We start from the raw sequence: 23,079 nt of genomic DNA on the forward strand, positions 1-23,079 counted from the left end.
GTGTCGCGCCTCCCGCGGATGTCAACGCGCGGGCCCGCAGGCTCCCTGATGGGGTGACACTGCAGCAGGTTTGCGGTCGGGAGCGGTGCCGGAGCGCCTTTAATCGGGGCTCCGCGTCCGCGTTGGGACGCCCCGTCAGCCGTCCTCGGTCCCCGCCCCGGCTCCGCGCCGGACAGGAGTTACGTGTCGTGCCTGGTACTCGTGCGAATCCCGCGCACATCGCCGTGTTCAACGTCCCGATGCACGGACACGTGAATCCGACGCTCGGGGTCGTCGAGGAGCTCGTACGGCGGGGGCACCGGGTGACCTATGCCGTCACCGAGGACTTCGTGCACCAGGTGAAGGCGGCCGGCGCCGAGCCCGTGTTCTATCCGGACACGGGGGACGGTTCGGAGGCGCCCGAGGAGATGGGCGAGGGCTTCGCCCGGGTCGTCCGGCTGGCCCTGACCGGTCTGCCCGCCCTGACCAGGGCGTACGAGCGGGACCGGCCCGATCTGGTGCTGTGCGACGTCTACGGCCTGGCCGGCCTGCTGCTGGGGGCCCGCTGGCGGACGCCGACGGTCGTGGCGTCGCCCACCCATCTCGCCTACGACGGCATCGTCCCCGAGTTCTTCGGCGTGCCGGGCCTTCCCCAGGTGCCGGGCTTCGCCCAGCTCGTGGGCGCGTTCGCCGAGCACGGGGTGGACAGTTCGCGGATCCAGGAGCTCGTGCAGCCGGAACACGCCGTCGCGTTCTTCCCGCGCGCCTTTCAGCGCAGGGCCGACACCGTCATGGCGCGCCGCGTCGCCTATGTCGGGCCCGCCCTCGGGGACCGCTCGTACCAGGGCTCCTGGCGGCCGCCGCGGCCGGACCGGCCGGTGCTGCTGGTGTCACTGGGCTCCCAGTTCAACCGGCGGCCGCAGTTCTACCGGTCGTGCGTCGAGGCCTTCGCGGAACTGCCCTGGCACGTGGTGATGTCCGTCGGTTCCGCCGTCGCGCCGGACGAGCTGGGGCCGCTCCCCGACAACGTCGAGGCGCACCCGCACGTGCCCCAGCTGGCGGTGCTCGCGCAGGCGGCCGCCTTCGTCACCCACGCGGGGATGGGCGGCACGATGGAGGCGCTGCACCACGGCGTTCCGCTGGTCGCGGTCCCGCAGATGGCCGAGCAGCGGGTCAACGCCGCGCAGATCGAACGCCTGCGGCTCGGCGTCCATCTGCCGCGCGAGACCGTCACTCCGGAGGCGCTGCGCGAGGCCGTCCTGCGGGTCTCGTCCGACCGGGAGATCCGCGCCGGCGTGGCCGCCATGCGCCGGGAGATCGCGGCGGCGGGAGGGGCGGGAGCCGCCGCCGACCTGATCGAGCGGGCCCTGACCGAACAGGCCCGGTAGGCCCGCAGCCCTTTCCTAGGAGTGACGTCTTGACCCACGCCCTGGCGGCCGACATCCGCCGCACGAGCACCCTGCCGGACTGCCGGCCGCACCTGTATCTGCGCCAGGTCCGCATGAGCGACCTGGACTCCCTGAACCACGTGAACAACGTCCGGCTGCTGGAGATGATCCAGGACGCCCACATCGACATGTTCTATCTGCGCCCCGGGCTGCCCGGGCAGGAGATCCGCCCCCGGTTCGTCTACGCACGCCACGAACTCGACTACTCCGAGCCTCTGGTGCTGCAGCCGGAGCCCGTCACCATCACCACCACGATCGGCGAGTTGCGCCGCTCGTCCTTCCGCATCACCAGCCGCGTCACCCGTGACGCCCGGGTGTTCTGCACGTGTGTGAGCACGGCGGTCGCCTACGACCCGGACGCCCGCTGCTCCCGTCGGCTGGAGGAGGCGGAGCGCGACCTGGCGGCCCGGCACGCGACGCCCGAGGCGGGGCTCTGAGCCCCGCCCCCGGGTCCTGTCAGCGTTCGACGCGGACCGGCTTCGACACGCTCACCTGGTCGATGTCGGACACGCGGATCGTCACCTTCATCTCCCACTCGCCCGGCATGGGCAGGTTCACGGCGTCGGACGCCCAGTAACCGCCCCGGTCGGTGATCCTGGAGTCGAGGGGGCCGACGTCCCGGTCGGGGAGGCTGAAGGAGATGCGCAGTTCGGGGACGTTGGCGAAGCCGCCGTCGGGGCCGTAGACCACGGCCTGCACGCTGTTGCCTCCGACCCTGGCCGGGTCGAGGGTGACCTGCAACTTGCCGCTGGCGGTGCCGGCCCCCGGGGAGCCGACGGAGAAGGGGACGTCGGTCACGACGGCCACGGGCAGCCCGGCCGTCTGCTCGGCCGCCGCCGCCTCGTTCGCCGCCCGGCCCGGGAGGGTGCCGGTCAGCACGGTCGTCAGAACCAGCACGACGACCGAGACGGCGACCTCCGTCAGCACGGAGCGGCGCAGCGTCCGACGCCGGTCCTCACCGGCCGGAGCGAGTGGCCTAGGGGCCTGGCGTCCGGAGCCGGCGGCGGGCTGCTCGGAGGGAACGTCCTCGTGATGAACGTCCTCGTCACGGACGTCCTCGTCACGGACGTCCTCGGTCTGGTCTTTCTCGGCCCGGTCGTCCCCGGTCGGCCGGATACCGGACGACGGTGAGTCGTCCGACGGCCGGTCCAGCGAGGAGTCGTCCGACGGCCGGTCCGGTGAGCCGCCCACCGGTTCGGTGACGCGGACTTCCTTCCTCAGCGCCACGGCGACCCCGGCCGCCCCCCTGGCTCCGACCGCCCCGGCCGTCGCGTTCGTGGTCCCGGTGGTCGCGTTCGTGGTCCCGGTGGTCGCGTTCGTGGTCCCGGTGGTCGCCTCGGGCCCGGTGGTCGCCGCGACCGTCTCGGACCTCGCCTCGGCCGCGGCGGGCGCCTCCTCAGCCGTGGCGGTGGTCGTCCGTGCGGGGCCGCGGACCGTCCGGCGCGACCATGCCCCCGCCAGCAGCAGCAGCGTCACCGCGGCGACCTTGGCCAGCAGGACACGGCCGTACGTGGTGTCCGTCAAGGCGGACGCCGAGCCGAGGCCGCGCCAGGACTGGTAGACGCCCGTCACCACGAGGACCGTCACCGACAGGCCCGCCAGCCGGGAGAAGCGGTTCACCACGTGGGAGGGGACGGACGCGCGGTAGAGCAGGGTGAGCAGGGCCGTGAGGCCGCCCAGCCAGGCGGCCATCGCGAGCAGGTGCAGCACCGAGGACGTCATCGCCGCCGGGACCTGGATGCCGGCCGAGGCGTGCTCGGCGGACGCCCAGGTCAGGGTCAGGCCGACCGCCAGCCCGGCGCCGGTCAGCAGCGAAGCGCGTGACGGGCGCTCGCCCCTGCGCCCGTCCAGGAGACCGCGCTGCCCCCGGAGGAGGACCGCGACCGCGGCCAGCAGGGCGAGGCGCACGGCCAGGGCCAGGCCCGGACGGGTGCCCAGGGTGCGGGTGAGGCCCGAGAGGTCCAGGGCCCCGGCCGGGCCGGAGCCGGTCTCGTAGGGGGCCCGCAGCAGGAGCAGGAACACCGTCGACCCGACGAGCGCCCACCAGCCGGTCAGCAGGAGCCTGCGCAGCGGCCGGACGTCCGGCGGTGCGCAGACGGCGACGAAGCCGGCCGTGCCGATCAGGAGGGCCGCGGCCAGGTAGGCGATGTAGCGGCCCATGTTGAACAGGCCGCTGGTGGCCGGGTCCTCGACGGAGGTGCTGGGCAGGGCCGGCGGGACGGCGGAGGGCTTGCCGACGGAGAAGGTGAAGGCGCCGGCGATCGGGTGGCTGTCCGCCGACACGACCCGCCAGGCCACCGTGAACGTGCCGGCGCCGAGGTGGTCGGGCAGCGTCACGCGTGCGGTGTCGGCGCGGCCGTCGGCGTGCTCGGCCTTGCCGGTCCGCAGTCGTTGGTTGTCGGGGTCGAAGACGCGGAAGGAGTCGTCGAGCAGGCCCACGGACTCGGTGAAGGCGAGAGTGAGGGAGCGGGGGGCCGTCTTGACGACGCTTCCGTCGGCGGGGTCCGCGCCGCGCAGGGCCGCGTGCGCGGAGGCCGGTCCGCCGCCGAGGAGCAGCAGGACCAGCACGGAGCCCAGCAGCACCAGCCCCCGAAGCCGCCGCCGACCGCCACCGCTGTGGCGACCAACACCGGGGCGGCCACCGCTGTGGCGACCAACGCCGGGGCGGACGTCGCCGTGACGGACGTCGCCGGGGCGACCGTCGCCGTGACGGATGTCGCCGGGGCGACCGTCGCCGTGACGGATGTCGCCGTGGCAGACGTCGCCGTGACGGACGTCGCCGGGGGGCCTCTCGTCCTGTCGTCCGTTCTCGTGGCCTTCGCTCACGTCACCGCTCCGCCTTGCTCGAGGCCTGCTCGAAACCCGTGATCCGAGACTCGCGTGCTCGCGGATACGTACGCATGCACAGGGCATCCGGTTCACCGTCCGGCCGGACCGAGGCGCGCCGCCGGTACGGGTGCGGGCGGCCCCGCGCCGCCGGGCCGGGCCGGGCCGTCATCCGGGGAAGGCGGCATCCCTGTGCAGGAAGGCGAGTTGGGCCTTCTTCTCCGGCAGGTACACGTCGGGCAGGTCGACCTCGGGGAGCGTGACGACCGGGCCCGCCTCGAAGCCCTGGCGCAGGAAGCGGGCGACGGCCTTGGTGTTGCGCACGTCGGGGTCCACCACGACCCGTCGCCGGTCCAGGCCGAGCAGGACGTACGAGGCGAACACCCCCATCAGCGCCGCCGACCAGCCGGGCGTCGCACCCCCCTCGCCGGCCGGGGCGAGGAGCAGGTGGACGCCGATGTCGCCGGCCCGCACCTCGTAGACCTCGCGGATCCGGTCCGCGGCGGGCTCGTAGGTCTGGAGCAGGGCGACCGGGACGCCGTCCAGCTCGGCCAGGAAGGCGTGATGGGTCTCCAGGGTGGCCAGGTGGGCGTACGTCTCGGCGACCTGGTCGCGGGTCAGGCCGGTCATGCCCCAGAACACGGCCCGCTCCTGGCTCACCCACGCGTGGACGACCGTCGCGTCGCCCTCGGGGTGGAGGGGGCGCAGGCCGACGGCGCCGAATCCCTCGACGGTCTGCTCGTGGACGTATGCGGGCGGGTGGCGGTCAGCCATGGTCGCTCTCCTTCGTCAGCCGTGCCCAGTCGGTGACGACCGGGGCCAGCTCGCCCTTGAGCCACAGGGGCAGCTGGTCGTGGTGGTGGGGGTGGTCGGGGAGGCCGCACGCTCCGAAGGGGACGACCCACAGGCTGTCCTCGCGGCGGGCCAGGTCCCACACATAGCGGGCGGCGGGGCCGCGCGCGGCCAGGTCGGTCCAGCCGGGCACGGCCGAGGTGCACAGCACGCAGTCGTGGTCGCCGTCGAGGGCCGGGGCCTCGTCCGAGGGGTCGGGCAGGGCGCGCCAGGCGGCGAGGCGGTGGGTGTCGCCCCAGCGGGCCTCCGGCTGTCCGGCGAACGCCTCGGCGACCTCCTCGACGGCCTCGCGCACCAGCCGCTGCCGGTCGATCCCGTACAACTCCCGCGCGCGCAGCAGGTGTTCCAGGGCGAAGCCGATGCGCGGGAGCAGGGCCAGCCAGGGGAGGAGGACGTCGGGATAGGCGGGCGGTGCGGTCAGGGCCGCGAAGGCGGGGTGGGCGGCGAGACGGCGGACGAGGGCGCTGCGCAGGGCCGCGAAGCGGGCCGCGTCCCGGCTGTCGGCGTCCATGCGGCGGTCCCAGCGCAGCAGTCGTTCCCGTAGTTCGGCGGCGGGTCCGGTCAGTCCTTCGAGGGCGGACAGGCGGTCCAACAGAGCCGCTGCGGAGGCGAGACGGGTGTCCGTGTGGATGGCGGGCATGTCGGCGGCGGACCACTTCCGGCGCTCGGCGAGCAGCGCGCGGATGCGGTCGGCGCGGTGCGGCGCGGCGAACTCGACGCCCAACCCGGCTGCCGGGCCGCGCTGGTTGGCCATCACGGCGACACCGTCGGTCAGTCCCGCGCGGGGCGTCTCGTGCCAGCCGGTCCACTCGTGGCCGGGCTCCCAGGCGGGGACGAGACGGGTGCCGTTGGCCGCGCCGCGCAGCGGCACCCGGCCCGCGACCCGGTGCAGCAGGCCGCCCTCGACGTCGGCGGCCTGGACGACGTTGACCGGCTCGGCCCACAGGTCGAAGGCGCGGTCCACGTCGGCGACGCGGCGGGCCCGCAGCAGCGGCAGCAGGGCCTCAAAGCCCAGGTCGGAGGTGACGCGGGGCGGGTAGCGCAGGGCGAGTGCGAGGGGGGCGCCGTCGTCGAGGCCCTCGGGTCCGCCCGCGATCACCGGGCCGCGCTCGGTCTCCAGGACCTCCACCTCGACGGTCTTCTCGCCCGCGACGCGCACCAGCTCGGTGTGGCGGGCGACGCGCCGCCAGACGCCGTCCGGGCCGAGCGCCTCGACGCCCGCGCCGGTGCGGCGCAGCCGTTCGCGGTAGAGGTCCTGGTAGTCGGCCATGGCGTTGGTGATGGCCCAGGCGACCGTGCCGGTGTGGCCGAAGTGGGCGATGCCGGGAACGCCGGGGACGGCGAGGCCGACGACGTCGAACTCGTCGCAGGCCAGGCGGATCTGCTGGTAGACGCCGGGGTCCTCGACGAAGCGGTGCGGGTCGCCGGCGATGACCGCCTGCCCGGTGACGGTGCGGTCCCCGCTGAGCAGCCAGCCGTTGCTGCCCGCGGAGCCGGGCCCGTCGGCGGCGAACAGGGCGACCGCCTCGGGGCCCAGCCGCCGGCTGACCTCCTCGCGCCACAGCTTGGCGGGGAACCCGGCGAACAGGATGTGCGTGGCCAGCCAGACGGCGAGCGGGGTCCAGGGCTCCCAGCGGCCGGGGGCGAGGCCGACGGCCGTGAACTCGGGGGCGTCGGCGCCGGACAGCCCCTCGTTGACGCCGTCGACGTACGCCCGTACCCAGTCGGCCGTCTCGGGATCCCGTCTCGCCAGTTCGGCGAAGCAGCGTCTCGCCGTGTCGTCGAGGCGGGCGCGGCGCACGAAGCGGTCCCAGGACAGGGCGTCGGGGCCGAGGAAGGCGGCCGAGGAGCCCCGCGCGCGGTGCCGTTCGACCTCCAGCTGCCAGGCGCGGTCGCGAGCGGTGACCAGCCCCTGGAGACGGGCGAGGGCGAGGGCGCCGCCGGCGCGCAGATGCGGGACGCCCCAGGCGTCGCGGTAGATCTCGGTGGTCACCCTGCGGTCCCTTTACGCTTTAGGTTAGGCTGCCCTAAGTAGTCGTCGTCCGGGAATCGTACGCGAGGGGTGGAGAGTTCATGGCGCAGGGGCGGGGCTGGGAGGGCGCGGTCCTCCGACTGATGCGGGCGAGAGACTTCACCCTCACCGTCACCGGCGCGCAGGACGTCACCGACCGCTACCGCCGACTGCACCTCTCCGACGGGGGGCTGCTCGCCGCCACCGGCGTCCATCCGACGATGTGGGTACGGCTCTGGTTCGACAACGCGGGCCGGCCGCACCAGCGGGCCTACACCCTGGTCGACCCCGACCCGGCGGCGGGCGCCTTCAGCCTGGAGTTCGCCCTGCACGAGGGCGCCGCCAGCGACTGGGCGCGGTCCGCGAAACCCGGCGACACCATCGACGCGACCGTCCAGGGCACCGGCTTCGAACCGCCCTCCCCGGCCCCCTCCCACGTCCTCGTGATCGGCGACCCGGCCTCGCTGCCCGCCGTCAACTCGCTGCTCGGCGACGGGGAGAACGCGCTGGGCTCCGCGCCGGCCACCGTCTGGTTCGAGGGTTCCGCCGACGACGCGGACGGCCTGCCCTTCCTGACCGACCCCGCACGCCACGAGATACGGCACGTGCCCCGCCGGGACTCCGGCGCGCACCTCGTCGAACGGGTGAAGGCGGAACTGCCCGACCTGCTGCGGGCCACCCCCGACCCGTACGTCTGGATCGCCTGCGACACCGGCACCACCCGTGCGCTCTCCGCGTACGTGCGCAAGGAACTCGGCGTCCCCAAGGAGCGGCTGCACGCCCTCGGGTACTGGCGCGCGAGCTGAGGTCGCAGGCGGGATCATCGACGCATGGACGTCACCCTTCACCTCTCCCAGGATCCCGAGGCCGACGAGCTCCTCGGCCGATCCCCGCTCGCCGCGCTGGTCGGGATGCTGCTGGACCAGCAGGTTCCGATGGAGTGGGCGTTCAAGGGGCCCCGGACGATCGCCGACCGGCTCGGCGCCGACGACCTGGACGCACACGACATCGCCGCCCGGGACCCGGACTCCTTCGCCGCCCTGCTCTCCGAGAAGCCGGCCGTGCACCGCTACCCCGGCTCCATGGCCAAGCGCGTCCAGCAGTTGTGCCAGTACCTCGTCGAGCACTACGACGGCGACGCCGGCGCGGTCTGGGCGGACGTCGCCGACGGCAGGGAGCTGCTGAAGCGCCTGGAGGAGCTGCCCGGGTTCGGCAAGCAGAAGGCGCAGATCTTCCTCGCCCTGCTGGGCAAGCAGCTCGGCGTGCGGCCCACCGGCTGGCGGGAGGCGGCGGGCCCCTACGGCGAGCCGAAGTCCTTCCGCTCCGTCGCCGACATCGCCGGCCCGGAGTCCCTGACGAAGGTACGGGCCCACAAACAGGAGATGAAGGCGGCGGCCAAGGCCGCGAAGACAGTGAAGGCACCGAAGGCTCCGAAGGCTCCGAAGGCCGCCACGAGTTAGCGATCCCCGGTCGGACTCCTCCCACCGATCACGGACGGCGGCCACGGGTGTGTCGGCCACCGGCCCGAGCGGCTGCGGGCGCGCGACGGGCGCGCGCTCCGGGGCGGACGTCGGAAGGGGGATCCGGGGCGGACGTCGGAAGGGGGATCGCCCGTCCGGACGCGAGGTGACGGCGTTCTGCCCGCCGGGCCCGGAGTCCCCTGGTCGGTCCCTGGCCCCTGGGAGGCCGGTCGCGCGTCCGCTGAACGGGCGTATCCGGTCCCACCGTGCTGCACCCCGGGCGCGTCGCGGGGAGATGCCTTGCATGAGCACCGCACGCCGTCACGCCCGCAGCCGCGCCTGGCTGCGCGTGCTCGTGCTGCTGCTCGCCCTGCTGGCGTCGGGAGCGCCCGCCGAGCCGACCGCGCCGCCGGCCGCCGTCGCGGGGGCCGAAATCGGCATCGGCGTCGGGGAGCACGACGTCCTCGACTCGGCACTGCGGCCGGCGCCCTGCGTCCACCGTCCCGTCGCCCCTCTGCGCCCCGCGCCCGTCCCGGCTCCGGCGCCCGCCGCCGCGGTTCGGCCGCACCGCACGCCGCCCCCGGCGGTCCCTCCGTACTCCCTGCGCGTTGTGCGCACCGTGGTCCTGCGCTGCTGACGGGCCCCGCGCCGCATCCCGTCAGGTCAGTCAGTACGACGCGAGGAGCACCGCCATGCCCACCGACCCGTACGCGGTCCTGCGCGCCCTGCTGCGCGCGGAGGCCGTCCGCGGCACGCCCGCACCGCGACCGCAGACACAACCGCCGACGCCATCGCAGATGAAGCAGCAGACGAAGCGGCAGCCCCGCCCGGAACCGGCCCGCCCGGAACCGGCCCAGGGCGAGCGGGACCGCTGACCGACCGGCGGGGGCGGGGCCGCGCGGCTACCGCCTCCGCCGGGCCGTCCCGAAGAGCGAGCGGGTGATCTCCCGTCCGATCTGCGTGCCGACGGACCGGGCCAGCGACTTGAACATCCCGCTTCCCACCACCTGCTCCACGACGGACCGCTGCGCATCGGGCGCGGGGCGCTCCGGCTTCGTCCCGGGCGTCGGCCGTGCAGTCCGGGCGGCGCTCTTGGCGTCGGTCGGGGCGGCGGCCTCGGCCCGGGCGGCCAGTTTCTCGAACGCCGACTCCCTGTCCACAGCCTGTGCATACCGGTCGTGCAGCGGGGACGCCTGCACGGCCCGGTCCAGCTCCGCGCCGTCGACCGGGCCCATGAGCGACTCCGGGGCGCGCAGCCGCGTGGCGGCGACGGGGGTCGGCGCGCCCCGCTCGCTGAGCACGGTGACGACGGCCTCACCGGTGCCGAGGCCGGTGAGCAGTTCCTCGAGGTCGTAGGCCGAGTCCGGGAACGTCTTCACCGTGGCCTTGAGCGCCTTCTGATCGTCGGGGGTGAAGGCGCGCAGGGCGTGCTGTACGCGGTTGCCGAGCTGGCCGAGGACCTCGCCGGGCACGTCCTTCGGCGTCTGCGTGACGAAGAACACGCCGATGCCCTTCGAGCGGATGAGCCTGACCGTCTGCGTGATCGAGTCCAGGAACGCCTTCGAGGCGTCGTCGAACAGCAGATGGGCCTCGTCGAAGAAGAAGACGAGCTTCGGCCTGTCCGCGTCGCCGACCTCGGGCAGGTCGTGGAACAGGTCCGCCAGCAGCCACATCAGGAAGGTGGAGAAGAGCTGCGGCTTGTCCTGGACGGCGGGCAGCTCCAGGACCGACACGATGCCGCGGCCGTCGGACGCCGTGCGCAGGAACTCGGCCGTGTCGAACTCCGGCTCGCCGAAGAAGCTCGCCATGCCCTGCGCCTCGAACGCGGTGAGGGAGCGCAGGATCACTCCGGCGGTGGCGGTCGACAGGCCGCCGAGAGCCTTCAGCTCCGCCTTGCCGTCGTCCGAGGTGAGAAAGGCGACGACCGACCTCAGGTCCTTGAGATCGAGCAGTTCCAGCCCCTTCTGGTCCGCGTAGTGGAAGACCAGACCGAGGGACTGCTCCTGCGTCCGGTTGAGCCCGAGCACCTTCGACAGGAGCAGCGGGCCGAAACTGGTGACCGTGGCGCGCAGCGGGATGCCGTGACCGAGGCCGCCCAGGGCGTAGAACTCGGCGGGGAAGCCGGTCGCCGTCCATTTCTGGCCGACTTCCGACGCCCTCGCCCGTACCCGGTCGCTCGCCGTCCCCGGGGCGGAGATCCCGGACAGATCGCCCTTGACGTCGGCGAGGAAGACCGGCACGCCCTGCGCCGAGAGCTGTTCGGCGATCAGCTGGAGCGTCTTGGTCTTGCCGGTGCCGGTGGCTCCCGCGACCAGGCCGTGCCTGTTCAGCATCGGCAGGGGGATGCGCACCGGGGCGGCGGGCAGGCACGCGCCGTCCCACAGCACGGCGCCGAGGTCGAGCGCGGGGCCGGTGAACGCGTAACCGGCGGCGATGCCGGCGGCGCTCGTCGACTCGTTCATCGGCAGCACCTCGTTCCGTTATGCCCCTGTTCCTCACGTCTTTTCCAGCGTCGCACTCCGTCTCCATGGCTGCGCCTGGAACGTCAGGACCGGTAGGCTTTCCGTGTGATCTTCAAGCGCATCGGAAACGGCCGGCCGTACCCCGACCACGGCCGGGAAAGCACCCGGCAGTGGGCGGACGTCGCGCCGCGCCCGGTCCGCCTCGATCAGCTGGTGACCACCAAGCAGCAGCTCGACCTGGAAACCCTGCTCGCGGAGGACTCCACGTTCTACGGCGACCTCTTCGCGCACGTCGTGAAGTGGCAGGGCGACCTGTATCTCGAGGACGGGCTGCACCGTGCGGTGCGGGCGGCGCTCCAGCAGCGCCAGGTGCTGCACGCGCGCGTGCTGGAACTGGACTGACCCAGGCCACCGGGCCACCGGGCCAGAATGGCCGGGAACGGACCGCACGCCCTCGCCGTCAGCTCCACGGGCCCTCGCCGTCAGCCCTCCGCGCGCCCTGCAGCCGCCTCCCGTTGACCCTTTCGGGTTCTTTCCGCTGCCCGGGCCCGGTGTCGGATGATCGTTTATTAGTCACGGCCGCCCGGGCGCACTACGCTGCGCCCATGAGCATGCTGACTCCCCCGGGCATGGGCGGTAAGTACCGGATCACGGGGGACAAATACCCCCGCATGCGCCCCCACCGGCGACGCGGCAGGCTGGCCGTCGTGGTCGTCGCCTGCGGCGCGGTCCTCGGCGTGGCCGGATGGGGCACCCTGCAGCTCATCGACGTCTTCACGGGCGGCGGAAGAACGGCCGCGGCCGCCGGCTCCGCCTGCGCCGAGAAGACTGCCGGAGCGAACCGGACCAAGGTCGGCACCGGCGCCTCCGCCTCACCGGCCTCGTCCGCCGCGGGCGCGGTGCCCAGGCCCGCTCAGATCACCGTGAACGTCTTCAACGCCACGACCCGCAGCGGCCTGGCCAAGACCACCGCGGACGAGCTGAAGAAGCGCGGCTTCCGCATCGGCGAGGTGGGCAACGCCGCCAAGCAGTACGACAAGAAGGTCACCGGCGCCGGGCTCCTGCTCGGCCCCGCGTCCTCCCTGAACACCTCGCTGCCGGTCCTCGCCGCCCAGTTCACCGCCGCCGAGCGCCGCACCGACGCCGCCCGTGCGGGCACGGCCGTCGACCTGATCATCGGCAACGGTTTCAAGGCGCTGACCAGTCAGGCGGACGCGACCAAGGCCCTGACGGCCCTGAGCGCGCCGCGGCCGACGGCGTCCACGAAGAAGGGCTGCTGAAGGACTGCGGGTCCCGTGGGGAGACGGCCTACTCGGCCGCCCCGTACAGCCGGTCGCCGGCGTCGCCCAGTCCCGGGACGATGTAGCCCAGCTCGTTGAGGTGGTCGTCGACGGCCGCCGTGACGACGGTGACCGGGGCGCCGGCGAGCTCGCGCTCCATGACCGCGACGCCCTCCGGGGCGGCCAGCAGCACGACGGCGGTCACGTCGTCGGCGCCGCGCCGGATCAGCTCGCGGATCGCGGCGACCAGCGTGCCGCCGGTGGCCAGCATCGGGTCGAGGACGTACACCTGGCGGCCGGAGAGGTCCTCCGGCATGCGCGTGGCGTAGGTGGACGCCTCCAGGGTCTCCTCGTTGCGGATCATGCCCAGGAAGCCGACCTCGGCGGTCGGCAGCAGCCGCATCATGCCGTCCAGCATGCCGAGGCCCGCGCGCAGGATCGGCACGACCAGCGGCCGCGGGTAGGAGAGTTTGACGCCGGTGGTCGAGGCGACCGGCGTCACGATGTCGACCAGTTCGGTCCGCACGTCGCGCGTGGCCTCGTAGGCGAGCAGGGTGACCAGCTCGTCGGCCAGCCGGCGGAAGGTCGCGGAGTCCGTGCGGCGGTCGCGCAGCGTGGTGAGCTTGTGGGCGACCAGAGGGTGGTCGACGACGTGGAGACGCATGTCCACAACAGTAACGGTGCCGAACCCGCCCGGCGTCCCCACACACAGTGAGCCCCTCCCCCCGGCTTGAGGCGTTCGCCGGCATCAAACCGCCCGTCGGAGGGAAAGTGGGGGACAGGTATGGAGACGGACCGGGGTACCCGGGGTGGTGTGCTGATGCCTGAGCTGCCCGACCTGCCCGACGACAAGTCGTCGGAATCGGCCGCCCGAGCCGAGTCCGACGCCGAGCGGCGCCGACGGCGCGCCCGGTTCCTGCGGGAGCTGACGGAAGCCCGAGAACTGCGCGACCGCGTCCAGCCGCGCCGCGCCAAGACCGCCCGGCTGCGCCATGCGATGCGCATGCGCACGTTCCGCTGGTAGCCCCGGCCGTGGGGGACCCGGGGCGTACGGCACCTGGGGCGTACGGGCCCACGGGCATACGGGACCTGCGGCGTACGGACCTGCGGGCATACGGGACCCGCGGCGTTCGGACCGGACCTCGGGCATACGGGACTCGGGGCATACGGGGAAGATCGTCGCCGTGCCGGGCGCCGTGCGGGGGCGCCCTTGCGGGGGCGCGCGGCAAAGCCGCGTACGATCCGCTCGTGGCCGCAACGAGTGCGCTGGTGAGTCGCTCACGGACGTCACTGCGGACGTGCGATCAAAACCACCGGACACAGGGAGCCGAAGACGTCCCCTGAACGCCTTGTTTCTGTCACGATTCCGAGTGGGTGGGGCTCGGAGCCTGAGCTCTCTCCGCCCGCAACCTCCGCCGGGGGGACCCCCAACCGGCACGCCTAAGACCAGTGGGAGAGTCACGGTGTACTTCGCCGCACTGCTCGCGCGCACCGAAGACGGGTGGGAAGCGAGCGACACAGAGCTCGACGATGTGGAGACCCTGTCGGATCTGGCCGACCTGGCCCGGGAAGCCTCTCCCGACGAGGACACGGTGCTCGTGCTGATCGAGCAGGAGGACTCCTGGTTCGGGGTCGTCCGCATCGACGGCGAGGAGGACCCTCGCATCTACGTGTCCGACGCCGCTGCGGCCGCCCGCAGCTCGTACGGCGAGATCCTGCTCACCGACGAACTGCTCGGCAGAGACCCGGGTGACGAGGACGTCCTGGACGTCCTCGATCTCGACGGGACCGAGGACGGTGAGACCGAGAGCGAGAACGAGAGCGAGGACGACGAGGAGCCCGCGGGCGCGGTGAGCGGCGGCTCCGCCGAGGCGGTGCCGCAGGGCCCGGTCGGCGACGCCGGCATCCTCGACGACCTCGGCGTCGGCGAGAAGGAGCTGAGGGCGCTGTCCGGGGACGCCGTCACCGAGATCGCCGAGGCCCTGGGCGCCTCGGAGGTCCTGGAGACCGTCCGCTGACCGCACCGCAGACCCCGCCGGATCCCGTACGCGACCGCTGGCGGGCCGCGATGCGGCTCGCCCTGGACCAGGCGCGGCTGGCCGCCCGGGGCGGAGACGTCCCGGTCGGCGCCCTCGTGCTGGCCGCGGACGGCGCGACGGTCCTCGCGTACGGCCACAACGAGCGTGAGGCCGGCGGCGATCCGACGGCGCACGCGGAGGTGCTCGCCCTCCGGCGGGCGGCCGAGGCGGTCGGGGAGTGGCGGCTGTCCGGCTGCACGCTCGTGGTGACCCTCGAACCGTGCACGATGTGCGCCGGCGCGATCACCCAGTCCCGGGTGGACCGGGTCGTCTACGGCGCGCGGGACGACAAGGCGGGCGCGGCCGGCTCCCTCTGGGACGTCGTCCGCGACCGTCGGCTCAACCACCGCCCCGAGGTCGTCCAGGGCGTCCTCGCCGAGGAGTGCTCCGCGCTGCTCACGGAGTTCTTCCGGGAGCGCTGAGGCGGCCCCCGAACCGATTTCAAACCGGGGCCCACCTTGCTGTAAGGTCTCCCTCGGTAGCGTGTCCGAGCGGCCGAAGGAGCTCGCCTCGAAAGCGAGTGTGGCGCAAGTCACCGAGGGTTCAAATCCCTCCGCTACCGCTCTGGGGAGAAGGGTCCGGCTCGTTGAGTCGGGCCCTTCTTCGTGTGTGCTGCGCCGTGCGGCCGGCTTCTTCGGTGGCGCGGTCCGGCGAACCGTTCAGGAACGCGCCGTGACGTTCAAAAGCAGTGTGTAAATCGCACTTACAGATACACTCGCCGCCGTCAACACGGGCCCGAGCGCCCACTTACAGGGGAGGCCAGGTGGCGGTGAACGCCAAGAAGATCGCCGTCTACATGCTCGTGGTCTTCGTGCTCTACGTGATCATCACGGACCCGGCGAAGGCGGCGGACTACGTCCAGATAGGCTTCGAGGGCATATCGGACGCCGCCAAGGCCATCGGCGACTTCTTCACCTGGCTCGCCGACGGGGCCAAGTAGCCCGCACCGTCGTACGCCCTGGGAGTGCTCATGATCCGCCACCTGGTCCTCTTCAAGCTCAACGAGGGCGTCGAACGCGACGACCCCCGGGTCGTGCGCGGTGAGGCGGCCTTCCGGGATCTGGGCGGGAAGATCCCGGAACTGCGCTTCTGGGAGCTGGGCTGGAACGTCAGCGACCGCCCCATCGCCTACGACTTCGCGATCAACTCGGCGGTCGAGGACGTGGACTCCCTCAAGCGCTACCTCGAGCACCCCGACCACCGGTCGGGCGTCGCCCTGTGGCGCGAGTTCGCCACCTGGGTGGTTGCCGACTACGAGTTCTGAGCCGTCCCGCTCGGCACGCCGCTTCGGCAGAACGGAGCCCTCCGCCCCACGGCGGGGGGTTTTCGCGCGTTCCCGGAGACGTGAAGGCCCCAACTTGTCGCTCAACACGGCGTTATCGGGTGCTTGCACACAGTGCACATGTCTTGTGATGCTATGACCGCTTTTGACGGATGAGTTGACCGATGTTGACCTGACGAAGAGTTCGACCTGACGAAGAGGTGGCGTTGACCGTGTCGGCCAGTACTGCGCCGCCTCAGGAAGAGGCACCCCCGGCACCCGCTCCGGCACCCGCTCCGGCCCCCGCCCTGGAAACCGTCCCCGAGGCCGCGGCGGAACCCGCGCCCACCCCGGAACGGCGTCGCGGCGCGGACACCCGGGCGCTGACCCAGGTGCTCTTCGGCGAGCTCAAGGAGCTCCAGCCGGGCACGCCGGAGCACAATCGGGTGCGCGGGGCGCTCATCGAGGCGAACCTGCCGCTCGTGCGCTACGCGGCCGCCCGCTTCCGCTCCCGCAACGAGCCCATGGAAGACGTCGTCCAGGTCGGGACCATCGGTCTGATCAACGCCATCGACCGCTTCGACCCGGACCGGGGCGTGCAGTTCCCGACGTTCGCGATGCCCACGGTCATCGGCGAGATCAAGCGCTACTTCCGCGACAACGTCCGCACGGTCCACGTGCCGCGCCGGCTCCACGAGTTGTGGGTGCAGGTCAACAGCGCCACCGAGGACCTCACCACCGCCTTCGGCCGCACCCCGACGACGGCCGAGATCGCCGACCGGCTGCGCATCGGCGAGGACGAGGTGCTGTCCTGCATCGAGGCGGGCCGCTCGTATCACGCGACGTCGCTGGAGGCGGCCCAGGAGGGTGACGGCCTGCCCGGGCTGCTGGACCGCCTCGGCTACGAGGACCCGGCCCTGGACGGGGTGGAGCACCGCGACCTCGTCCGCCACCTCCTCGTCCAACTGCCGGAGCGCGAGCAGCGCATCCTGCTCCTGCGCTACTACAGCAACCTCACGCAGTCCCAGATCAGCGCCGAACTCGGCGTCTCACAGATGCACGTGTCCCGGTTGCTCGCCCGCTCCTTCCAGCGGCTCCGCTCGGCGAACCGCATCGAGGCCTGACGGGACGCCTGGCGGCGATCGTCCCGGGAACCCGGACAGGACACGTCACTCGATCAGGGATCGCAAGCACGACCGAGTCGTCACCTCTGGGAGCGAATCGCTCACCGGGCCCCTTCCCGACGGAATCGCGCTGATAAGCCGTCAGACCCCCTGTTTCCAGGGCTGTTTCGTCACTCACGTGTCGACATGTCACTACAGCGTGTTGCCGACATGTGACATTCTGCCGGAAGAGCGTTTGCCGGGGCTTCGGCTCCGGTATTCAGGTGAAGGCTGACGTTCCTCAAGCGGGGGCGTTGCGCCGCGACCGTCCCGCGACCCAAAGGGGGTGGCATGTCCGCAGAACAGGGCAGCTCGAAGGTGCTCACGCTCACGCTCACGCCGAGCGAGTCCGCGCCCGTCGCGCCTGTCGCGCCCGTCGAGCCCGACGTGCTCGACGACGTCACAGCCCCCGAGGCCCCCCAGGCCCCGGCACTCACGGCCACGGGGGCCATCGACACCCGCACCCTGTCCCGCTCCCTGTTCCTGCGACTGGCGACGCTCGCCGAGGACAGCCCCGAGCGCGTCTACGTCCGGGACACCCTCATCGAGCTCAACCTCCCCCTCGTGCGCTACGCGGCGGCCCGCTTCCGCTCGCGCAACGAGCCCATGGAGGACATCGTCCAGGTCGGCACCATCGGCCTGATCAAGGCGATCGACCGCTTCGACTGCGAACGCGGCGTGGAGTTCCCGACGTTCGCGATGCCGACGGTCGTGGGCGAGATCAAGCGCTTCTTCCGCGACACGTCGTGGTCGGTGCGCGTCCCGCGGCGGCTGCAGGAGCTGCGCCTGGCCCTCACCAAGGCCAGCGACGAGCTCTCCCAGAAGCTGGACCGCTCGCCCACGGTCGCCGAACTCGCCGCGGTGCTGGGCGTGTCGGAGGAGGACGTCGTCGACGGCCTCGCGGTCGGCAACGCCTACACGGCCTCCTCGCTGGACTCCCCGGCCCCGGAGGACGACGGCGGCGAGGGCTCCCTGGCCGACCGTCTCGGCTACGAGGACACGGCCCTCGAGGGCGTGGAGTACCGGGAGTCCCTGAAGCCGCTCCTGGCCAAGCTTCCGCCCCGCGAGCGCCGCATCATCATGCTGCGCTTCTTCGCCAACATGACCCAGTCGCAGATCGGCGAGGAGGTCGGCATCTCCCAGATGCACGTCTCACGCCTTCTCACCCGCACCCTGGCGCAACTGCGCGAGGGCCTGATCTCCGACTAGGACCTCACCGGCGACCGGACGCCGGTCCCCCGGTGGCCTGAGCCCGTGCGGCCGCCCTCGGCCGCCTGCGGTCCTCGGATCGCGTGCGGCCGCGGTGGGCTGCGGCGCCGGCGGCATGCGTGGCTCCCGCTCGGGAGCACACCCTGCCCCGCGTACGCCGGGTTCGCGCTTCGTCGGGTTCGCGCCTCGTCGGGTTCGCGCCTCGTCGCACGGACTCGGCGAGCCCGTGCGGCGGTCACCGAAGCGGGCTGCGGGCTTCACTCCTGACGGTACGTCAGACACACTGGCGGGATGCGAAGTCCGACACGGGCACGTGGCCGGCGGGGTGCCGTACGGTGCGCTGCGGCGGCTGCCGCCGCCGTCGTCGTGGGCGCAGTGGGCCTGGCGGCCGGCTGCGGAAGCGGCGGCCATGGGCGCGATTACGTAGCCATAGGGGCGGCCGGCGATTCGGCGGCGGGCTCGCCCGGTTCGGCGGGTCCTTCGGGCACGGTGCGGCTCGTGCCGCTGGACGGGGAGAGCGGCTCTCCCGGCGGCGGCCCCGGTGCGGACGCCGCGGCCAAGAGCCCGGCGGGAACGACGGCTGCCGCCCGACCACGCGCCGGGACGTCCGGCTCCGCACCAGGCCCGTCATCGGGCTCGGCGTCCGCTTCCCGCGCCGGTCACGGGCCGCCGCGGGGCGTGCCGGGCGACGGCGGGTCCGCCGGTCGCACGCCTCCCGGCTCACCCGCACCGCCGTCGGCGTCGGCGTCCTCGTCGGCGTCCTCCGCTCCGTCCGGCGGGACGTCCGCCGGACCTGCCTCCCTCGCCGTGAGCGAGCCCGTCCGCACGAAGACGGATCGGCGGTGGTGCGAGGACGTGGCCCTGACGTTCGTCAACTCCGGCGGCACCGCGGTCGGTTCGGGGACGGTCACCTTCGGCGCGCATGTCGTGGACGCGCTCGGCACCGACTGGGCCACCCGCGAGTCGACGGTCCCGCTGCCCGCCCCGATCGCCGCCGGGACGCGCAGGGAACGGGCCTGGACGGTGTGCGTGGACGCGTGGCGCGTACCGCTGGGAATGCACATCGAGACGCGTGACGTGTCGGTGCGGTGGGAGTGAGGACGGGCCGCCCGGGGTGAGGCGAACGTCCCCGCGGAAAGGCCGAGGGCGCGGCAGGGCGCAGCGGGCGCCGAGCGGGCCCGGGGACGACGCGTGGGCGCGCGACGGGACCGGGGCCCCGCGCCGACGGCACGGCGCCCCCTGCCGGGGCCGTCACGCACGGCACACGCCCGGCCGCCCGCGCCCACCCGCCTTGCCGCGTGCGGCAGTTACCGACTGCCGCGTACGGGAGTTACTTCAGCGCCAGCCAGGCGACCGCGGCGACGATCACGACCGCGGCGATGACGCCGACGATCAGGCCGATGCGGGAGCCGGCCGGCGCGGGGGCCGGCTGGGCGGCCCGAGGGGCGCCCTCGTCGACGAACGCGCGGAACATCTGGGTGCTGCCGGCGGGGTCGTGATTGCCCTGGGGGCCCTGCGTGTTAGCCATGGGCCGAGACACTAGCGAAAACGGGTGGGCGAGCCCAAGCGGGGGTCGTCACGGAGTTCCCGGCGTCCGGCGCGAGGGCGGCGCGGCGATGCAGCTGCGTGCGCCCCTGAGCTGACTTCTCACCTGCATGTTTACCGCAGCAATACTTGCCTTTGCCAACTTTTTGCGGCCCTAGGGGCGGTTTTATTTGCCTGCAGCAACCAACCGCTTCTATGGTTGCCCTAAGCAACGATAACCGGGAGGTGTGATGGCAGGGCAGGCGCAGTACGAGGAGCTGGCGCATCAGCTCAGTGCCGTCGGAGCCGTGAAGCGGGACCTCGGGCGGATCCTGCCGCAGGACTGCTCCGCCGGCTCCGCCGCCGTGCTGGCCCTGCTGGGCAGCCATGGCGACATGCGCATGAGCAACCTCTCCGAGCTGCTCGCCGTCGACATGTCCGTGACCAGCCGCCATGCCGCGCACCTCGCCGACCGGGGCTGGATCGAACGCTCCCCCGACCCGGCGGACAAGCGCTCCCGCATCCTGCGCCTCACCCCCGAGGGCCACGCGATGCTCGTCGACCTCTCCCGGCGCAGCGCCGGTCTCCTGGCCGAGCGGCTGGGCGACTGGACCGACGCCGAGGTCGGCCAGCTCATCGGGCTGCTGACCCGGCTGCGCGCCAGCTTCGGCGACTGCCGCACGGCCACGCACCGTCCGCCGCCCCCGCCCGCGCCCCGGCCTCCCGCACCCGCTGCTCCCTCCGTTCCCGTAAGCGAACGGACACAGACCACCCGTACACCCGCACAAGCAAAGTAAGAGAAGGAAGCCCATGGCAACGACCACACCAGCCGGTGTGCGGGCTCACGCGAAGCACGGCGGAGGGTCCCACGGCTCCGCCGACGACGCTCCGATGACCCACCGGCAGATCATGGAGGCGCTCTCCGGGCTGCTGCTCGGCATGTTCGTCGCGATCCTGTCCTCCACGATCGTCTCGAACGCCCTCCCGGAGATCATCGGCGACCTCGGCGGCGGCCAGTCCGCCTACACCTGGGTCGTCACCGCCGCGCTGCTGTCCATGACCGCGGCCACGCCCCTGTGGGGCAAGCTCTCCGACCTGTACAGCAAGAAGGCGCTCGTCCAGATAGCGCTCGTCATCTACGTGCTGGGCTCGGCCGCCGCCGGACTCTCCCAGAACGCCGGCATGCTGATCGCGTGCCGTGTCGTCCAGGGCGTCGGCGTCGGCGGTCTGTCCGCCCTCGCGCAGATCGTGATGGCCGCGATGATCTCCCCGCGCGAGCGCGGGCGTTACTCCGGCTACCTGGGCGCGACCTTCGCCGTCGCCACCGTCGGCGGGCCGCTGCTCGGCGGCGTCATCACCGACACGAGCTGGCTGGGCTGGCGCTGGTGCTTCTACGTCGGCGTGCCCTTCGCGGTCATCGCGCTCATCGTGCTGCAGAAGACCCTGCACCTGCCCGTCGTGAAGCGGGACGTCAAGGTCGACTGGAGCGGCGCCTTCTTCATCTCCGCGGCGGTCTCGCTGCTGCTGGTCTGGGTCACCTTCGCCGGTGACAAGTACGACTGGATGTCCTGGCAGACGGCCGCGCTGGTCGGCGGCTCGATCGCGCTCGGCCTGATCTTCGTGCTCGTCGAGTCCAAGGCCGACGAGCCGATCATCCCGCTGCGCCTGTTCCGCAACCGCACCATCACCCTGTCGTCGCTCGCCTCGCTCTTCGTGGGTGTCGCGATGTTCACCGGCACCGTGTTCTTCAGCCAGTTCTTCCAGCTGGCCAGGGACAAGTCGCCGACGATGTCGGGTGTCATGACGATCCCGATGATCGGCGGCCTGTTCATCTCCTCCACGGTCTCCGGCCAGTTCATCACCCGGACCGGCAAGTGGAAGATCTGGCTGGTCAGCGGTGGCGTCCTGGTGACGGCCGGCCTCGGCCTGCTGGGCACCATCCGGTACGACACGGACTACTGGAAGATGGCCGTCTTCATGGCCCTGCTGGGTCTCGGCATCGGCATGATGATGCAGAACCTGGTGCTCTCCACGCAGAACCAGGTGGCCCCCTCCGACCTCGGCTCGGCCAGCTCCACGGTCACGTTCTTCCGCTCCCTCGGCGGTGCGGTCGGCGTCTCCGCGCTGGGCGCCGTGATGGCCCACCGCATCACCGACTACGCCCAGGACGGCATCGCCGGCCTCGGCCCCGAGTACGCCTCCCTCGCCGCCGGTTCGAGCTCGTCGAGCGAGATCCCGGACATGGACAAGCTGCCCGCGCCGCTGCGCACGGTCATGGAGAGCGCGTACGGCCACGGCATCGCGGACGTCTTCCTGATCGCGGGCGGCCTCGCCCTCCTGGCCTTCCTCATCACCCTGTTCATCAAGGAGGTCCCGCTGCGGACCAGGGGCGCGCTGGCGCAGGCCGCGGACGGCGACGCGGACCCGGCCCCCGCCGCGGACGCGACCCGCACCACGGACGCGCCCCAGGCCCTCGAAGCGGCCACGGCTTCGGCTCCCGTCGCCGGTGCTTCCGCTGCTCCCGCCGGTGCTTCCGCTGCTCCTGCCGGTGACAGGGCCCCCAGCTGGGCCGTCGCCGACCCGGGCGCCGAGACCCGCGCCGACGGCGAGGGGCGGCACGCCGCCGTCGCCACCGTCGAAGCCCCCCGGGCCCCCTCGGGCGGCATCCCCGTGCACGGCTTCGTCCGGGGTGCGGAGAGCGCGCCCGTCCCGCAGGCCGCCGTCACGCTCATCTCGCTCGCCGGACGGCAGCTCGGCCGCTCGGTCGCGCAGGGCGACGGCTCCTACGCGCTGGACGCGCCGGGCACGGGTTCGTACGTGCTGATCGCCTCCGCCGACGGCTTCCAGCCGCAGGCGTCCACGATCGTGGTGAACGGCGAGCCGGTCGGGTACGACATCCTGCTCAGCGGGACCAGCGGGCTCACCGGCGTCGTGCGCGCCGCCGAGTCGGGCGAAACCGTCAAGGACGCCATGGTCATCGTCACCGATGTGCGCGGCGATCTGCTGGCCACCTCGGTCACCGGCGAGCAGGGCGAGTTCTCCTTCGCGGAGCTGGTCCCGGGCGCCGTGACCGTCGCGGTCAACGCCGTCGGGTTCCGGCCGCGCGCCCTGCCCGTCGAGATCGGCGCGACGGGCGTGACCCGCGCGGAGGTCGTCCTCGACGCGGGCGCCCAGCTGCAGGGCGTCGTCCGGGCGCCGCACGGACCTCTGGCCGACGCGCGGGTGACGCTCGTCGACGCGGCGGGCAACGTGGTCGGCACGGCCACCACCGGCGTGGACGGGGCGTACGCCTTCGCCGACCTCGACGGCGGCGACTACACCGTCATCGCGACCGGCTACCCCCCGGTGGCCACCGCGCTGACCGTGTCGGGCGCGGGCGTCGACGGCCACGACATCGAACTCGCCCACCCCGGCGAGTAGTCCGGACAGTCGTCGGCTCCGGCCCGGGGGGGGGGGCCCCCCCCCCCCGGCACCCCCCCCCCCTCGCCCAGAAGAAGGCCAACCACGCCGCGGTGACCCGGCGGGT

General features: G+C 72.9%; 24 protein-coding genes and 1 tRNA gene. 19 read left to right on the top strand and 6 right to left on the bottom strand.

What is annotated here, in order from left to right; translation table 11 throughout:
• Window positions 1-188: 188 nt before the first annotated feature.
• Both ACFVYK_RS16070 and ACFVYK_RS16075 read left to right on the top strand, forming a co-directional pair.
• On the top strand, window positions 189-1,367 hold the full coding sequence (locus ACFVYK_RS16070; RefSeq protein ID WP_389773800.1) for a macrolide family glycosyltransferase: 1,179 nt from the start codon (window positions 189-191) through the stop codon (window positions 1,365-1,367).
• 29 nt (window positions 1,368-1,396) lie between these two features.
• Window positions 1,397-1,864, top strand: a complete 468-nt coding sequence (locus ACFVYK_RS16075) for an acyl-CoA thioesterase (RefSeq protein WP_389773802.1) — start codon at window positions 1,397-1,399, stop codon at window positions 1,862-1,864.
• Window positions 1,865-1,883: 19 nt separating this feature from the next.
• Here the strand turns inward: ACFVYK_RS16075 and ACFVYK_RS16080 are convergent, their stop codons facing one another.
• The 3 genes from ACFVYK_RS16080 to ACFVYK_RS16090 form a co-directional block, all read right to left on the bottom strand.
• Entirely contained in the window at window positions 1,884-4,010 is a 2,127-nt protein-coding gene (locus ACFVYK_RS16080; protein WP_389773804.1) for a copper resistance CopC/CopD family protein, read from the bottom strand.
• Window positions 4,011-4,421: 411 nt separating this feature from the next.
• Entirely contained in the window at window positions 4,422-5,027 is a 606-nt protein-coding gene (locus ACFVYK_RS16085; protein WP_389773806.1) for a GNAT family N-acetyltransferase, read from the bottom strand.
• The gene (locus ACFVYK_RS16090; protein ID WP_389773808.1) at window positions 5,020-7,098 is read right to left on the bottom strand and encodes a penicillin acylase family protein; all 2,079 of its coding nucleotides are present in this window, start codon (window positions 7,096-7,098) and stop codon (window positions 5,020-5,022) included. The genes ACFVYK_RS16085 and ACFVYK_RS16090 overlap by 8 nt, the downstream gene beginning before the upstream one ends.
• Before the next feature lie 80 nt (window positions 7,099-7,178).
• Between ACFVYK_RS16090 and ACFVYK_RS16095 the strand changes: the two genes are divergently transcribed.
• From ACFVYK_RS16095 to ACFVYK_RS16110, 4 genes are all read left to right on the top strand, one after another.
• On the top strand, window positions 7,179-7,922 hold the full coding sequence (locus ACFVYK_RS16095) for a siderophore-interacting protein (protein WP_389773810.1): 744 nt from the start codon (window positions 7,179-7,181) through the stop codon (window positions 7,920-7,922).
• 24 nt (window positions 7,923-7,946) lie between these two features.
• On the top strand, window positions 7,947-8,576 hold the full coding sequence (locus ACFVYK_RS16100) for an HhH-GPD-type base excision DNA repair protein (protein WP_389773812.1): 630 nt from the start codon (window positions 7,947-7,949) through the stop codon (window positions 8,574-8,576).
• A 304-nt stretch (window positions 8,577-8,880) separates the two neighbouring features.
• Entirely contained in the window at window positions 8,881-9,213 is a 333-nt protein-coding gene (locus tag ACFVYK_RS16105; protein ID WP_389773814.1) for a hypothetical protein, read from the top strand.
• A gap of 55 nt (window positions 9,214-9,268) precedes the next feature.
• Window positions 9,269-9,451 carry a hypothetical protein gene (locus tag ACFVYK_RS16110; RefSeq protein WP_389773816.1) on the top strand — a complete coding sequence of 61 codons (183 nt, stop codon included), beginning with the start codon at window positions 9,269-9,271 and terminating at the stop codon, window positions 9,449-9,451.
• Window positions 9,452-9,478: 27 nt separating this feature from the next.
• Here the strand turns inward: ACFVYK_RS16110 and ACFVYK_RS16115 are convergent, their stop codons facing one another.
• Window positions 9,479-11,038: a helicase HerA-like domain-containing protein gene (locus ACFVYK_RS16115; RefSeq protein WP_389773818.1), complete on the bottom strand. Its 1,560-nt coding sequence runs from the start codon at window positions 11,036-11,038 to the stop codon at window positions 9,479-9,481.
• Window positions 11,039-11,143: 105 nt separating this feature from the next.
• Here ACFVYK_RS16115 and ACFVYK_RS16120 point away from each other — a divergent pair, with 105 nt between their 5' ends.
• Both ACFVYK_RS16120 and ACFVYK_RS16125 read left to right on the top strand, forming a co-directional pair.
• A complete protein-coding gene (locus ACFVYK_RS16120) occupies window positions 11,144-11,440 on the top strand; it encodes a type II toxin-antitoxin system VapB family antitoxin (RefSeq protein WP_004943146.1) in 297 nt (98 codons plus the stop codon).
• A 227-nt stretch (window positions 11,441-11,667) separates the two neighbouring features.
• Complete coding sequence (locus ACFVYK_RS16125) at window positions 11,668-12,318, top strand: LytR C-terminal domain-containing protein (RefSeq protein ID WP_389773841.1); 651 nt, start codon at window positions 11,668-11,670, stop codon at window positions 12,316-12,318.
• 28 nt (window positions 12,319-12,346) lie between these two features.
• Here the strand turns inward: ACFVYK_RS16125 and upp are convergent, their stop codons facing one another.
• Entirely contained in the window at window positions 12,347-12,982 is a 636-nt protein-coding gene (upp, locus tag ACFVYK_RS16130) for a uracil phosphoribosyltransferase (protein ID WP_389773820.1), read from the bottom strand.
• A 165-nt stretch (window positions 12,983-13,147) separates the two neighbouring features.
• Here upp and ACFVYK_RS16135 point away from each other — a divergent pair, with 165 nt between their 5' ends.
• The 9 genes from ACFVYK_RS16135 to ACFVYK_RS16175 all read left to right on the top strand — a co-directional run bounded on the left by ACFVYK_RS16135 (window position 13,148) and on the right by ACFVYK_RS16175 (window position 19,127).
• Window positions 13,148-13,342 carry a hypothetical protein gene (locus tag ACFVYK_RS16135; protein WP_389773843.1) on the top strand — a complete coding sequence of 65 codons (195 nt, stop codon included), beginning with the start codon at window positions 13,148-13,150 and terminating at the stop codon, window positions 13,340-13,342.
• Window positions 13,343-13,781: 439 nt separating this feature from the next.
• The gene (locus tag ACFVYK_RS16140) at window positions 13,782-14,336 is read left to right on the top strand and encodes a hypothetical protein (protein WP_389773822.1); all 555 of its coding nucleotides are present in this window, start codon (window positions 13,782-13,784) and stop codon (window positions 14,334-14,336) included.
• 50 nt (window positions 14,337-14,386) lie between these two features.
• A complete protein-coding gene (gene tadA / locus ACFVYK_RS16145) occupies window positions 14,387-14,818 on the top strand; it encodes a tRNA adenosine(34) deaminase TadA (RefSeq protein WP_389773824.1) in 432 nt (143 codons plus the stop codon).
• 55 nt (window positions 14,819-14,873) lie between these two features.
• Window positions 14,874-14,958, top strand: a tRNA-Ser gene (locus tag ACFVYK_RS16150).
• 201 nt (window positions 14,959-15,159) lie between these two features.
• Entirely contained in the window at window positions 15,160-15,336 is a 177-nt protein-coding gene (locus ACFVYK_RS16155; RefSeq protein WP_256919961.1) for a hypothetical protein, read from the top strand.
• Between the two features lie 30 nt (window positions 15,337-15,366).
• Window positions 15,367-15,660: a Dabb family protein gene (locus ACFVYK_RS16160; protein ID WP_389773826.1), complete on the top strand. Its 294-nt coding sequence runs from the start codon at window positions 15,367-15,369 to the stop codon at window positions 15,658-15,660.
• 224 nt (window positions 15,661-15,884) lie between these two features.
• Window positions 15,885-16,781: an RNA polymerase sigma factor SigF gene (locus ACFVYK_RS16165; RefSeq protein ID WP_389773829.1), complete on the top strand. Its 897-nt coding sequence runs from the start codon at window positions 15,885-15,887 to the stop codon at window positions 16,779-16,781.
• A 330-nt stretch (window positions 16,782-17,111) separates the two neighbouring features.
• On the top strand, window positions 17,112-18,029 hold the full coding sequence (locus tag ACFVYK_RS16170; RefSeq protein ID WP_069773420.1) for an RNA polymerase sigma factor SigF: 918 nt from the start codon (window positions 17,112-17,114) through the stop codon (window positions 18,027-18,029).
• An 807-nt stretch (window positions 18,030-18,836) separates the two neighbouring features.
• A complete protein-coding gene (locus ACFVYK_RS16175) occupies window positions 18,837-19,127 on the top strand; it encodes a hypothetical protein (protein WP_389773832.1) in 291 nt (96 codons plus the stop codon).
• A 232-nt stretch (window positions 19,128-19,359) separates the two neighbouring features.
• Here the strand turns inward: ACFVYK_RS16175 and ACFVYK_RS16180 are convergent, their stop codons facing one another.
• Window positions 19,360-19,557, bottom strand: a complete 198-nt coding sequence (locus ACFVYK_RS16180; protein WP_389773834.1) for a hypothetical protein — start codon at window positions 19,555-19,557, stop codon at window positions 19,360-19,362.
• Window positions 19,558-19,804: 247 nt separating this feature from the next.
• On the opposite strand from ACFVYK_RS16180, the gene ACFVYK_RS16185 reads away from it, so the two are divergent.
• On the top strand, window positions 19,805-20,350 hold the full coding sequence (locus tag ACFVYK_RS16185; RefSeq protein WP_389773836.1) for a MarR family winged helix-turn-helix transcriptional regulator: 546 nt from the start codon (window positions 19,805-19,807) through the stop codon (window positions 20,348-20,350).
• Between the two features lie 13 nt (window positions 20,351-20,363).
• Complete coding sequence (locus ACFVYK_RS16190) at window positions 20,364-22,973, top strand: MFS transporter (protein ID WP_389773839.1); 2,610 nt, start codon at window positions 20,364-20,366, stop codon at window positions 22,971-22,973.
• Window positions 22,974-23,079 lie beyond the last annotated feature (106 nt).

It is taken from the genome of Streptomyces sp. NPDC058291 (assembly GCF_042880855.1).
Taxonomy (GTDB): Bacteria; Actinomycetota; Actinomycetes; order Streptomycetales; family Streptomycetaceae; genus Streptomyces.